The organism is Murdochiella vaginalis, assembly GCF_902381775.1.
GTDB classification, from domain to species: Bacteria; Bacillota; Clostridia; order Tissierellales; family Peptoniphilaceae; genus Murdochiella; species Murdochiella vaginalis.
This window is the reverse complement of record NZ_LR698969.1, coordinates 659,911-673,026: the sequence shown is the minus strand read 5'-3', so window position 1 is coordinate 673,026 and position 13,116 is coordinate 659,911. Positions and strand designations below refer to the sequence as shown.

At 52.0% G+C, this 13,116-nt stretch carries 10 protein-coding genes; 1 reads left to right on the top strand and 9 read right to left on the bottom strand.

Annotated elements, in window-relative coordinates; genetic code table 11:
• Positions 1-5: 5 nt before the first annotated feature.
• The 6 genes from FXY30_RS02885 to alr all read right to left on the bottom strand — a co-directional run bounded on the left by FXY30_RS02885 (position 6) and on the right by alr (position 9,054).
• Positions 6-797 carry an ABC transporter ATP-binding protein gene (locus FXY30_RS02885; RefSeq protein ID WP_071705231.1) on the bottom strand — a complete coding sequence of 264 codons (792 nt, stop codon included), beginning with the start codon at positions 795-797 and terminating at the stop codon, positions 6-8.
• A complete protein-coding gene (locus FXY30_RS02880; protein WP_071705230.1) occupies positions 781-1,815 on the bottom strand; it encodes a FecCD family ABC transporter permease in 1,035 nt (344 codons plus the stop codon). Before FXY30_RS02880 ends, FXY30_RS02885 begins: the two co-directional genes overlap by 17 nt.
• Positions 1,793-5,119 carry a heme ABC transporter substrate-binding protein IsdE gene (gene isdE, locus FXY30_RS02875; protein WP_162272151.1) on the bottom strand — a complete coding sequence of 1,109 codons (3,327 nt, stop codon included), beginning with the start codon at positions 5,117-5,119 and terminating at the stop codon, positions 1,793-1,795. Before isdE ends, FXY30_RS02880 begins: the two co-directional genes overlap by 23 nt.
• A gap of 413 nt (positions 5,120-5,532) precedes the next feature.
• Positions 5,533-6,807, bottom strand: coding sequence for an adenylosuccinate synthase (locus FXY30_RS02870; RefSeq protein WP_071705229.1), 1,275 nt, complete (start codon positions 6,805-6,807; stop codon positions 5,533-5,535).
• A gap of 1 nt (position 6,808) precedes the next feature.
• A complete protein-coding gene (locus tag FXY30_RS02865; protein ID WP_071705228.1) occupies positions 6,809-7,753 on the bottom strand; it encodes a DMT family transporter in 945 nt (314 codons plus the stop codon).
• A 23-nt stretch (positions 7,754-7,776) separates the two neighbouring features.
• Positions 7,777-9,054, bottom strand: coding sequence for an alanine racemase (alr, locus tag FXY30_RS02860; protein WP_071705227.1), 1,278 nt, complete (start codon positions 9,052-9,054; stop codon positions 7,777-7,779).
• A gap of 130 nt (positions 9,055-9,184) precedes the next feature.
• Here alr and FXY30_RS02855 point away from each other — a divergent pair, with 130 nt between their 5' ends.
• Complete coding sequence (locus FXY30_RS02855) at positions 9,185-9,943, top strand: gamma-glutamyl-gamma-aminobutyrate hydrolase family protein (protein WP_071705226.1); 759 nt, start codon at positions 9,185-9,187, stop codon at positions 9,941-9,943.
• A gap of 4 nt (positions 9,944-9,947) precedes the next feature.
• On the opposite strand, the gene recR is transcribed toward FXY30_RS02855, so the two are convergent.
• From recR to dnaX, 3 genes are read right to left on the bottom strand one after another with little or no spacing between them, the layout of a single operon-like run.
• Positions 9,948-10,568, bottom strand: a complete 621-nt coding sequence (recR, locus tag FXY30_RS02850; RefSeq protein ID WP_071705225.1) for a recombination mediator RecR — start codon at positions 10,566-10,568, stop codon at positions 9,948-9,950.
• A gap of 59 nt (positions 10,569-10,627) precedes the next feature.
• Positions 10,628-10,963 (bottom strand): YbaB/EbfC family nucleoid-associated protein, encoded by a 336-nt coding sequence (locus FXY30_RS02845; protein ID WP_071705224.1) that lies wholly within the window; start codon positions 10,961-10,963, stop codon positions 10,628-10,630.
• A 9-nt stretch (positions 10,964-10,972) separates the two neighbouring features.
• Positions 10,973-12,949: a DNA polymerase III subunit gamma/tau gene (gene dnaX / locus FXY30_RS02840; RefSeq protein WP_071705223.1), complete on the bottom strand. Its 1,977-nt coding sequence runs from the start codon at positions 12,947-12,949 to the stop codon at positions 10,973-10,975.
• Positions 12,950-13,116: the final 167 nt, after the last annotated feature.

Genomic DNA, 13,116 nt, shown 5'->3' with positions numbered 1-13,116 from the left:
CCCTATCAGACCGTCTTGACCAGATCGACCTGACCTGTATGAACTATCTCAAGGTCTATGTCATAAACCTCACGTAAAATGCTGGGTTGTAAGAACTCTTGTACCGCATCGTTAAAGAGCAGTTTTCCCGTTTTCAAGGCCACAATGCGGTCGCTGAAGGCCGTGGCCTGATTGATATCATGCAGCACCATGACGATGCTCATGCCCTGTTCGCGATTGAGCCAACGCACCAGTTTCAGAATTTCGATTTGAAAACGAATATCCAAAAAATTTGTCGGTTCATCCAGGAAGAGAATCTTCGTTTCTTGCGCCAAAGACATGGCTATCCAGACGCGTTGCAGTTGCCCATACGAAAGTGTGCCGATCGGGCGTTTTCTTAGTTCCTCTACACCTGTCCATTGCAGGACGCGATCGACAACTTCCCAGTCCTTCGAGGACAGACGAGAAGTGAAGAGTGACTTATGGGGAGTTCGTCCATAGGAAACCAATTCCTCCACCGTCAAATCCGAAGGTGCACGGTTTTGTTGATGCACCATGCCCACCTGTTTCGCAAATTCTCGTTTGTTGAAGGTGTCCAATGAACAATTTTCCAATACTATGGTTCCGTTGTTCGGGTGCAGATTTTTCGCTAAAAGATTCAGTAAGCTGCTCTTGCCGCATCCGTTTTGTCCAACTATGGCGATCACCTCGCCTTTCGGCAGCGCCAAAGAAAAATCCTCGAAAAGCGGAGGCGCTTCCGGATAGGCAAAATCTATATGCTGCACTTCAAAAAGAAGATCCTTATTTCCCGTAGCCAATGCGATCCCCCTTTCGAAAGAGCAGAATGAAAACGGGGCCGCCAATCACCATCATGAAGATGGAGGCCGGCACTTCCACCGGAGCGAACGCCGTTCTTCCCAGCGTATCGAAAAACAGGAAGATAAAAGCCCCCAGCAAGGAAGCAAAGGGCAACAACCTGCGATGTGCGTTTCCTACGAGTGTCCGCGCCAAATGAGGCACAATCAGGGCCAAGAAGGAAATAATCCCGACAATAGAAGAGGCGATCGAAGCCAAAAATACGGCGATTATGGAAACAATAAAACGTATTCTGCCGACACGGACTCCCAAGCCGGATACGGTTTTTTCCTCCAGCAACAAGAGATCACACAAGCGCGCGCAAAGAATCGCCGCAACAAGGCCCGCCGGAATATAGGTCAGCAGAAAGCAAACGTCCTGCCAGCCCTTCATATTGATATTCACAAGGCTTAACCCAGGCGCCGCCCCCATCAATTGCCCCGTAAAGTACTTCAACCCTGATACCAAGCCTAAAAACATTGCATTGATCGCTATGCCCGTTAAGATGATGCGAAGCGGTTTCAAGCCATCCCGAACCGATAAAACGTAGACAAGTCCGAAGCCTAAAGCACCGCCTAAAAACGAAAACAGCGGCTTGGCAAAGAATAGCTGCGGCAATAGCATGCCGACCAGAAGATCCATAAATTGGGCGCCACCCGAAACGCCGATAATGCCCGGATCTGCCAAGGGATTCTTAAGACATGCCTGTAAAAGACATCCTGAGCAAGCTAAGGCCGCACCTGCCAAGGCAGAGATCAAAATACGCGGAAAGCGAAGATCGATGATGGCATTTACGAGATCGTCCTTGCCATTAAAAAGACCGGTAAGGAACTGCACGACTCCCACTTTCAGGCTTCCAAAAATCGCTGAAAACACTAAAAGGGCAACAAACGCAACCGACAATACGAGCAGTTTGATAAAAAAAGCGCTGCGTCTGCCATCGTGTTGAGAAGTCGCATCAATGGCTGCTGTCATTTTCATGCGAAACGCCTTTCTCGTTATATTGCGTATAAATTTCCCGCAATTGTTCCAACCCCTTCGGATATTCAAAGTTAGCGCTCATGCCGAAACTTCCTGCATCCAAGTCATAGACGTTACCGTTTTTTACCGCACGGAAATTCTTCCAGATGGTGTTTTCCGCAAACTCTTTGCGGAACATTTCGTTCACCACCTCCGGCATGGCATGGACAGTTCGCAAGATAATATCCGGATCCCGCGCCAACATTTCTTCCGTGCTTAAATTCATGAATTCGGATTTGCCATCGCCTTCAAAAATATTTTCGGCGCCGGACATTGCTAACAAGCTTCCCACGTAGGAACGCGGGGTTGCCACAACATACGATCCGGGTAATCCCATCAAAAGCAAAACGCGAGGCTTTTTCATGCCCTTTGTGGCTTCCTGATACTCGGCTAAAAAATCATGGTATTCTTTCAGCAATTTCTGCACATTTTCGCTTTTCCCAAAGCGCTCGCCGATTGTTTCCACGGAGCGATAGAGTCCTTCCACGCTGCGAAGATCCACAAAAGAGATGGGCAGATGATGCTTTTCAAAGCCTTCTTTCAACCAGTCCTGCAAGGTATCCGGGCAATAGACGACCGTGGGTTTTAGCGAATAGATGACTTCCATATTCGGATTCATAGGCATGCCGATCTGCACGATATTGTCGTAGCGCGGCGGCATGCGATGCAATTTCGTCGACGGACGGCCGACCAAATGAATGTCTAGGCGATTCATCATCTCGCACAAAGCAACCGAGGTGCAAACCACGCGTTCCTGCCCTTCGGGCTCTGATTTTTTATCTTTATTGACGGCATTCAGGTCGGTTTCGTCCTTTAAATACTCTTCCGGTACTTTAATGCCTTTTCCGATTTCCGGAAGCTGACGTTCCGAATAAACCGGACCTTTGCCGGCGCAGGCGCTAAGAGAAGTCGCCAGCAATAGAAGCAGAAAAGCGCTCAGGATCTGTTTTTTAGTTTTGTTTTTTTTTACGATCCAAACTGCCGCAATAATGACAACTACGGCCACGCCCCCACCAATCAAAAGCATCTTTTCTTGTTGCTTTTTCTTTAAATAATAGGCGTCATCTTGGACGAAGTAGTCATTGAAGTCCTTATTGCCTTTCTGGAGTTCTCCCGTCGAAATAACAAAATACTTCACAGCGCGCCCCATGGGATTAACAAACATTTCAATGGAGCAGTTGAATTTCTCAGCCGGTACCTCAAAGCGGAAATCGCTATAATTGATCCCATCGACCCCTTGCATTTGACTTTTGGTGATTTGATATGGCGTTTTTTGGTATGTACCGTCCTTTTGTTGAACTTTGAAAAACGGGCCGTCTTCTTCACTGAAGTTGATGAAGTTCATGAGATACAAGCGGATCGTCGCAAACATCTTGCCATCTAAGCGTTTTTCGATCAGGGCGTCGGCATATTTTTCCTCTCCCGGCGCCGGTTTTTGAAATACACTGTTAAAACCGCCGGCAGGATCGGACGGTGTAACAACGCCATCCACCATTCCCTCACCGATGGCGGCGTTTTGTGTGCCGCCATCCTCCGTCTTCCCCGTTTCGGGGTTGAGATAGGATCCGAAAATACGCGTAATGTACGCCCCGTTTTCCGGTGCTGCCGCAGCGGCATGACCCGTTACAGGCAGAAAGAACAGTTGTGTGCTTAACCCGACGATAAGGCACAGTGCGAGCGCAGCTGTACTCTTCTTGCCTTGTTTTTTCTGTCGCATAATCAGAGCGATAACAACAAGTAAGAATACAATGGACGCTCCAAGAAATGCCCATGCCGGAATCGCTGCAGATTGCGGCGTAGCAACCGCGTAATAGCCATCGGCTGCCGTAACAATTTCCATTTTTCCTTCTACATTCTTTGCTTGCAGAGGATTTGGCGTGCCATCGTCCGCAAAATTTATAATTTGGCATTTTTCTGCTTTCGCATTCTTCGGCAGCGGAAACTGCAGGCGAATCTGGCGCACTGGCTTTAACGGACTGCCTGTGTCGTCTACAAAACCAATTTTGTACAGTTTTAAATCGAGGCTATGCTTTTTGCCAAAATCTGCCGCCTTTTGGAATAGCGCACCATCTTTTACTTCCTCAACTTTTAAAACCGCGCCGCTTGCCAACACACGTTCGTCGGCTAAGAGACGGATACCGGACGCTTCGTCCGTTTGATCCACCGGCGGAGTGTAGACATCACCATAAGAGGTTTCTGTGCTGCCTTCAAGAACGAAGGTGTCACTCACTTTCTCCAGCGTATCCCAATAGAAGCGGAGCCGCGCGTCCACCGGTTTATTTCCCATGGCGGCAACATTCGGATCAACCATGCAGTGCATGAATTCTTCACCCTTATAGAGAGGAAAGCTGAATTTACTGGCCTTCCCACCCTCCAATTTTTTCTCGACCGCCTCTGCAAGGGCTAAGTTTCCCTGTTCATCCGGATATTGAAAGGTAATCAGAGAGGCAACAATCCCGCTGACGCCCATGGGATGTACAGTGAATTGGCATTCAACTTTTCCGTTTTTGACTTTTAATAACGCCAGATGATTCATGGAGCCGTTCCCCATGGAGGGGCGATCCTCATGCATATGCCATAAATCGATCTTTACGGTGTAATTGCCATCTTTTAACGTGGAAAGATCATAGTTTTTGTTAACCGTCGTATGTTTTTCTTCCTGAGGTGTTTTTGCATCCGGTGCTTCTGGAGCGATGTTTGCTCCTGCCGGCGCAGCCGGGGCCTTGGAATAATCAAAGACCAAACGAGCGTTTTGCTCACCCATACCTTCGCCACCGGCGATACTGTCCATTGCATCCACGCGCACACGCACATAAAATTCTTTTTCTCGCAACAATGAGCGATGAATGACAATCTTCGAGGGGAAAACCATCTGCTTTCCATCCAACCCCGCATCTTTTTCCTCTGCTATCACCTTGGTTTCCTTACAGGTGTCGTTTCGTTCGGGCGCCGGTTCTCCATCCCAAGCATAGAGCTTCAATAAATGGCCATGCATATTCATAAAGTCTAAAGCCGTAAATTGCAGTTCAATATCTGCTCCATCTTTGGTTTCCGTAATAACGGCAGTTTGATGCATCGCCGGATTGCCCATGGAGGGTTGACTTTTTTCATAGGCGTGCATCAATTTAACAGGTACTTCAAAAGTATTCTTTTCCTCCGCAGCAAAAGCTTTTTCCGTGCCGATAGAAGCTATAAGTAACGCGAAAGCCATAACCATCGCTACGGTTTGCCAAAAAATACGTAGCTTATGTTTTTCTAAAACCATATTCTCCTCCCCGCAGAAACACATCTTTTAGCGACGTGTCCAAAAGTATGTAATATTCTATTAGTTAGTCATGGCTTACTAATAGAATAAAGTTAGCCATAGCTAACTCAATGAGAGCTGCCTTCGAAAGGCGACCAAGTGTTCTCTTTTCTATTAGTATATGCTAACACACGTTGACACGTCTACCTCAACGCACTACGAAATTCTATCCCAAGAAAAAACGTTTGTCAAGACTTAACTGTCAAGACAAATGTGCATAACTGTCAAGACAAATGTGCATAACTGTCAAGACAAATGTACAATTCATCCGACGGAAAACAAAACGGTACGGACGCGCCTATAAAAAATAAAAAGCAGCCGAACGTCAAAATCGGCGTTCGGCTGCGTAGTGTAAAAACACCGCGCCCAGTCACTTACCGCAGAATAATCGCGTCGCGCTCGGGGCCGACGGAAACATAATGAATCGGACAGTCGAGCGCTTTTTCCAAATAGAGAACGTAATCTTGTGCTTCTTTGGGCAGGTCATCCCAGGTGCGGCAGGAGGAAATATCCTTTTTCCAGCCGGGAAGCGTGATTTCAACGGGCTTCGCGTCCTCCAGGCATGCCGGGAACGGGAACTCGTCGGTCTCCTCCCCCTCTACGGTGTAACGCACAACGACGGGAATTTCAGAAAGATAGCTGAGCACATCCAGTTTGGTTAAAGCAAGGGTGGTTGCGCCCTGCGCCTGCACGCCATAACGGGTGGCGACGAGATCGATGGGACCGACGCGGCGGGGACGTCCGGTTTTTGCGCCGTATTCGCCGCCGGCCTTGCGAAGCGTTTCGGCCTCTTCTCCAAACCATTCACAGGTGAAGGGGCCTTCCCCGACGCAGCTGGAATACGCCTTCACCACGCCGATGACATTGTCCAGCCTCACTGCCGGATAACCGGAGCCAACCGGCGCATAGGCGGCAAGGGCATTAGAAGAAGTGGTGTAGGGATGGATGCCCAAGTCCAGATCGCGAAGCGCACCCAATTGCGCTTCAAAAAGGATGTGCTTGCCGGCACGATCGGCCTCGCGCAACACCTTCGCGGTGTTTCCGATATAGGGCTTTAGAGGCGTTCCATACTGATCCAGCCAGGCAAGAACCTCCTCGGTGGAGGTTGGCTTCGCCCCGTACACTTTCGTCAGCGTGAGATTTTTCCATTCCACCAGCTGTTCCACATGGGCGCGCAGATGCGCGGGATGCAAAAGTTCGCCGGCAAGAATGGTCTTCTTGGCGGCTTTATCCGCATAGAACGGCGCGATGCCCTGTTTGGTCGAGCCGAATTTCTGATCGGCAAGGCGTGCCTCTTCCAGAGCGTCCAACTCACGATGCCAAGGCAAAACGAGAGACGCCCGTTCCGAAATCTGAAAATGCGGGGGCAACAGTTTAACACCCTTCTTCTCCACTTCCTGCATTTCCTTCCAGAGGTTTTCGCAATCCACGGCAACTCCATTGCCAAGAATGTTGATCACCTCCGGACGAAAGATACCGGAGGGCAAAAGATGCAAAGCAAACGTGCCCTGGTCATTGACCACGGTATGACCGGCATTGCCGCCTCCCTGATAGCGAACGACCACGTCATAGTCTTCCGTTAAAAGGTCGACCATGCGGCCTTTGCCTTCGTCTCCCCAGTTAATGCCGACAATGGCGCTATGTGCCATATTACTTCCTCCATTCGTTTGACGAGTGTAACGTTCCCGTTCCGGCCGATGTCTGTGCCGAAACAGCTTCCAGTTGGCTTTCTACACCACCCCACTCACTATACACCATTGAGGCGATGACGATAACACATCCAACTGCCGTAACCGGCGACAAGGGTTCGCTGAGCAGAATGGCCGATACAAAAACGGCCGAGACCGGGTCGACATAGCTCAGCAGCGAAATCGTCGGTGCGGGCAAATGCTGAATGGCATTAAACCACATGGCGTAGGCCAGGCCTGTATGCACCACGCCTAAAATCACGGTATATACGACGGAACGCAGATCCACCTGTAAAAGTGTCACATCTTCGGTTAGCAGCACGTAGGGAATCATGACCACGGCCGCAACGCCCAGCTCCGTGAGCGCTAAACTGGCCCCATCCACTTCCTTCATGGTTTTGCTGATGCCCATGACCGTGGCGTAGCAGACGGCACCCAGGAGAGCCAGCGCGATGCCGAAGCCGCCCTTTAACTCCCCGTTGATTACGCCCGAGACGAAGAGCATTCCAAAAATCGCGCCACCCATGGCCAGTCCTTTGCGCAAACTGATCTTATCCCCGAAGAAAAAGGGTGAAGCCAACATAAACATCAGCGAAGACATGCAATAGCACATGGTCGCGATGGCCACGGTGGTATACCGATAGGCTTCAAAGAGCAAAATCCAGTCCGTTGCTGTAATGATACCGGCCAAGATGATACGCTTTTTATACTTCATAACCGCCGCCGGCGAAAAAGACAGCCGTCCAAAGGCAAATAACGCCGCCAGAAAAAGGAAGCCGATGATGGCACGAAACAGCACCACTACGCTGGAAGGAAAAAGAATTCCGTGTCGAAACAGCCCCAAAGTGCTGAACATAAGCATAGTGACGACGAGTTTTCGTTTCGGTGTGAGAAACTTAGCTTCCATTTTCCTTCCTTTCTGTAAGATTTCTATTTCACTTCCACACGATACACACGTGGAGCGATGGCAGTCAATAATTCATACGAAATGGTTTCTGCGCGGTCAGCAAGGCTATCTGCCGAAATGCCCGGGAGATTTTTTCTTCCCGAAGAAAGGCCTTCTCCGTCGTGACGTGTCGCAACGGTTGTCGTTTCCTTCTCCGCCATGGCGCTTGCATCTCCAAAAAGCGTAGCGAACGCACGCTCACTTGCTTTGCGAATCGCGCGGGAATCGGTATGCTCCCAATCGGCAGCCCCCATCACAAGCACGCGATCGCCCACGTCTACCGGCGGTGCGTCGGTCACATCCAGCATCAGCTGATCCATACATATGCGCCCGATGACCGGACATGCGACGCCTTTTACGAGCATCATCGCGCGACCGGAAAGAATGCGCGGATAGCCGTCCGCATAACCGACCTGCACGGTGGCCACCTTGGTTTTCCGCTTGCTGAACCACGTCCGTCCATACCCCACGCTCTCGTTTTCGTCCATCCATTTCACGCGGGAAATGGGTGCTGTCCAGCGATACGGAATTTGCAAATCGATGTCACAAGCCGCTTCGCTCTCCTTCGAGGGATAGTGTCCATAAAGACAGATGCCTAGCCGTGCCGCATCAAAGAGCTCTTCGTCCGGAAAGAAGAGAAGACCGGCGTCATTAGCGATGTGGCGAAAGGGAATCGAAATGCCGGCCGCTTCGAGTCGTTCGGCCATCCGCCGGAACCGGGAAAGCTGCTCCTGTGCAAAGGGATGCGGAAACGGCGCTTCATCCGCGGTCGCAAAGTGGGAAAAGAGTCCCTCGATGCGCAGATGCCAAAGCTTGACTGCGGCACAGATGTCCGCAAAAGCTTCCTCGCTTTCGGTCACAAATCCGATGCGACGGTGGCCCGTGTCCAACGCAATATGCATCGGGGCGCAAATGCCCACCTTCTCTGCTTCGCGATTCCACGCCTCGGCATCCGCCAACGTCGAAATGGCAGGACGAATACCCCGCCGAATCAGTTCCGGTCGATCATCCGGATCGGTATAGCCGAACAGAAGAATCGGCTTGTCCGCAATGGTCCGGCGCAAGGTAAGCGCCTCCGAGACGGTGGCGACACAAAATCCGACGACATCCTCACGAAGCGCGTTCGCGACGCGCACCGCGCCCATCCCGTAGGCATCAGCTTTGACCACGCCGAAGATCTCTTGGGGATGGCCTTTGCGCATGGCCAGCAGATTTTCGCGAATCTTCGTCGTATTCACTTCCAGTATCGACTGCGCCTTCATGGTTTCTCCTTTTCCGCTTTCCCCGCCGCTTGTGTGACAAGCCTGCTGTTTTCGCAGGCATGCTTTCCGCAAGGCTTGCGAGGGTCGGTTATAACGGGCTACAATGGAAAAAACAGAAAAGGAGTCTGCCATGAAGCCCATTATCGGTCTTAGTACGACCTACACTCATAATGATCAACTCGGACCCATGTTGCACATGGGCGTTGCCGGCCAAAGCTATCATGTCTGCACGGATGATTTTGTGCGTGCGGTTTCGGTTGCCGGCGCAACGCCTGTCCTGTTGCCGACGGTGGATACGGACGAAGAGCGCGAAGCGCTTCTCGACGTGCTCGACGGCATTATTTTTTGCGGCGGTGCAGACCTGTATACCCCGCTCTATGGCGAGAGTACCGAAAAGACCTGCGGTCCGGTTGTGCCCGAGCAGGATCACCATGAGGCGTCCCTCGCCCGATTGGCAAAAAAACGACATCTTCCGATTTTAGGCGTTTGCCGCGGAATGCAGCTTCTCAACATTGCCTTCGGCGGAACGCTGTATCAGGATTTGCCGGCACAAAAACCTTCTACACTATATCACAGCATCGAGAACGTGCCGCGCGAATATGGCGTGCATGCGCTGGAAATTCGTCCCCATTCGCTGTTGGAAAATCTGCTCGGTGAAAGCACCTGGGTCAACTCGTTTCATCATCAGGCTGTGAAAGACGTGGCACCGTCCCTTTCCGCCTGTGCGCAAACAAAAGACGGCGTGATCGAGGCGCTGGAATGTCCAGAAATGCCTGCTTTTCTCGCCGTTCAATGGCATCCGGAAATGATGGCTGCCAAAAATGATGCCCAGCAGGCCATTTTCTCCTGGCTGGTCACGTGTGCCCGGGAATTTGTCGGCCGGAAATAAGGCCTTAGCGTTCGTTCATCGCACGACGATCCTCCATGGCACGAGCCAATGTTAATTCGTCGTAGTATTCCAGCGATCCGCCGACGGGAATGCCGCTCGCAATGCGACTGACGCGCACGGGAAACGCTTCCAGCTGGTCCGCCAGAAAGAGCATGGTGGTCTCGCCTTCTACAGTGGGCGAAAGCGCTAAAATGACCTCTTTTACCGGCGTTTCGCTGTTCATGGAGTCCTTGATGCGCTGCAGCAAACGGTGCACGCCGATATCTTCGGGGCCGCGCTGATCCATGGGTGACAACAAGCCATCCAGCACGTGATAGGTGCCGAAATAGGCGGCACCGCGCTCAATGGCCAACAAATTCGTCACATCTTCCACAACCGTAATCACAGAATGGTCGCGTTTTGCCGATGCGCAAATGGGGCAAATCGTCTCTTCGGTGATATTGCCACAAATGCGGCAGCGGTGGACCTTCTCCGTCACGTCCAAAAGGGCGCGGGCAAAGGCACGCGTTGCGGCCGGATCTTTCAGGGCATGCAACGCCAGACGTTGTGCTGTCTTTTTTCCAATGGTGGGCTGCTGACGAAAGCGTTCGATCAGTACCTCTACGGACGCCGGAAATTCGTTCATGTCCCCTCCTTTATTCGCGTTCGGGATCGTAAGTTTCCGAAATAGTTGTTTTCGGAATATTAGAGTCCCGGAATATTCATGCCGCCTGTCAGGCGTCCCATCTCCGACTCGTTAAGCGCGGATGCCTGCTGAATCGCGTCGTTCACGGCGACCATGACGAGATCCGCCAACATTTCCGTATCTTCCGGATCCACGACTTCCGGGTCAATCACAAGCTCTAACAGCTCATGTTTCCCGTTCATTTTCACTTTTACAACTCCGCCGCCGGCGCTGGCCTCGATTTCCGTGGCATCGATCTTCTGCTGCGTCTCTTCCATCTGCCGTTGCAGGCGCTGCATTTTCTTCATCATGTTGTTCATATTGTTGCCGCTGCGCGGTCCTTTGAATCCCTTCATGTCTCCTCCTTATTCCATCTTCTTAAGTATTTCTTTGGGGATGGTGCGTTGTAATTCCTGCCATGTCCAGTCTGATTCCGGCTCAGTGGGCTCATCGCCGGGCATGCTCGTCGGTGCGTGCCCTTTGTCTGTCGCCATTTCCGCGGAAGGCGTTATCGACTCGGCAGTCGTTGGTACTGTTACCGGTTTCGTCGACGTGCTCATCCTGTCCTTAGATTGCTTCCCGTCCTCCGGTTGCGTCCTATCTTTGGATTGCGTCGGCTCGGTTGTGTCGCTCGATGGTCGCCTTGCCGGCGCCTCCTCCCCAAAATGCAACCGAATCGTTTCCCCGGCAAAGCGCGAAAACGCAGCGGAAAGCTCCGCTTCTTTTGCCTTGAGAAGCGTTCCCTTCGCTTCGTTTTCCCGAGCATAGGTAATGTAGGCATTGCCCTGCTGTACGTCTATTCTATCAAAGCTCCCCAGAAAAAACGTGGGAACGATTTTTTCTTTTTCCACGGCACTGCGCCAGGCATCCTCGTTGCGTCGATACCAAGCTTCCGGATCCGCCGAAAACGAGTCGGATGACGCGGAGGGCGCAGTGAAATCCGTTGGTTGCGGCGGCGCGACAGGCTTTTGTTCCGGTTGTGCGACAGGTTTGGAAGCCGGCTGTACGGCTTCTTGCGGATGCGTCGCTTGTTTGGGCGGTGCGACGGGTTTGAACGCCGGCTGGGCGACGGATTTGGAGGCCGACGGCTCTTTTTCCGGCAGCTCTTTCGACGCAGGCGCGACAGCCTGCGGTGCGACGGGCGCAACGGCCTGCAAGCGATCCATCGCATCCCGGATGGCTTTCTCAGGGGATTGCCAACGCTCCACCATGGACAGCTTTTGTTCCAACGCAGCAATGCGACTTTCCAAGACGCGCGGCGAAGCATAATTGATCAGCCGGGCCACGGCAGCCAGAAACAGTGTATCCGCATGGTCCGATTTCTGCAGAAGTGCGTCGGTTTCCACCAGATGATCGACCGAATCCAGCAGGCGCGCCATAGGTACGTCGGCAACGAGACTTTCCATCTCCTGACGTTCCATCTCGGAAATGGGTGCCTTCCATTCCTTTCCGGCTCCTTTAATCAGCAGCAATTGCTGAAAATAGGCGATCCATTCCCGAAGGAGTACGGCAGCCTCTTTTCCTTCCTGCAGAAGAGAGGCAGCATGGGTCATGGCAGCAGTCATGCGATCGTTTAGCACATCCCGCGTGAGCTGTGCAAGCGAAAGCTTTCCGGCAGTACCAAGCACTTGATCGACAAGTTCTTCCGTGATATCGGTCTCCCCCATTGCCATGACCTGATCCAGCAGGGAGAGCGCATCACGCAGGGCTCCGTCCGCAGCACGTGCCAAGGCGGTCAGGGCTTCCGGCGTAATCGTGATGCCCTGTTTTTCCGCAATATAGGAAAGGCGCCGGGTAATGACTTCCACATCGATGCGCTTAAATTCGTATCGCTGGAGGCGCGAAAGAATGGTGGCCGGTATTTTTTCCGGCTCGGTTGTCGCCAGAATGAAGATCAGATGTGCCGGCGGCTCTTCCATTATCTTCAGCAGCGCATTAAAGCCTTCCTTGGTAATCATGTGCGCTTCGTCAATAATGTAAACCTTATAGCGCACCTGCGCCGGCGGGTAGATGACGGTTTCCCGAAGCTCCCGAATGTCGTCAATGCCACGATTGGAGGCGGCGTCCATCTCCACGACGTCCATGGTGGTTTCCTCTAGGATGGCACGACAATGGGCGCACGTATTGCAGGGATTGCCTTCCTGCGAGTCCAAACAGTTGACTGCACGCGCAAAAATTTTGGCGCAGGACGTTTTGCCCGTGCCGCGCGTGCCGGAAAACAGATAGGCATGGCCGACATGTCCGGTCGTGACCTGATTTTTCAATGCGGTAACGATGGCGTCCTGGCCGACCACTTCATCAAAGGTTTGTGGACGGTAGGCGCGATAAAGTGCTTTTTGCATAGCAGCCTCCTGCCTTCCATTTTAGCATAGGTGGTGCCGAACAGAGCAAAACTGCCGCGTCCGCTTAACGTGTCTTGGTCGTCGTGTTTGTTTTGCGATTGATGCGAAACCACTCTACCGGATGATGAGCGGATGTAGAGTGGTTTCGCCTTTTCAGCAATTTCGCT

Bases quoted from the DNA above. Each gene is read 5' to 3' on its own strand.
- FXY30_RS02855 (WP_071705226.1), top strand. From the start codon at position 9,185: ATGAAGCCCATTATCGGTCTTAGTACGACCTACACTCATAATGATCAA.
- alr (WP_071705227.1), bottom strand. From the start codon at position 9,054: ATGAAGGCGCAGTCGATACTGGAAGTGAATACGACGAAGATTCGCGAA.
- dnaX (WP_071705223.1), bottom strand. From the start codon at position 12,949: ATGCAAAAAGCACTTTATCGCGCCTACCGTCCACAAACCTTTGATGAA.
- isdE (WP_162272151.1), bottom strand. From the start codon at position 5,119: ATGGTTTTAGAAAAACATAAGCTACGTATTTTTTGGCAAACCGTAGCG.
- FXY30_RS02865 (WP_071705228.1), bottom strand. From the start codon at position 7,753: ATGGAAGCTAAGTTTCTCACACCGAAACGAAAACTCGTCGTCACTATG.
- FXY30_RS02845 (WP_071705224.1), bottom strand. From the start codon at position 10,963: ATGAAGGGATTCAAAGGACCGCGCAGCGGCAACAATATGAACAACATG.
- FXY30_RS02880 (WP_071705230.1), bottom strand. From the start codon at position 1,815: ATGAAAATGACAGCAGCCATTGATGCGACTTCTCAACACGATGGCAGA.
- recR (WP_071705225.1), bottom strand. From the start codon at position 10,568: ATGAACGAATTTCCGGCGTCCGTAGAGGTACTGATCGAACGCTTTCGT.
- FXY30_RS02870 (WP_071705229.1), bottom strand. From the start codon at position 6,807: ATGGCACATAGCGCCATTGTCGGCATTAACTGGGGAGACGAAGGCAAA.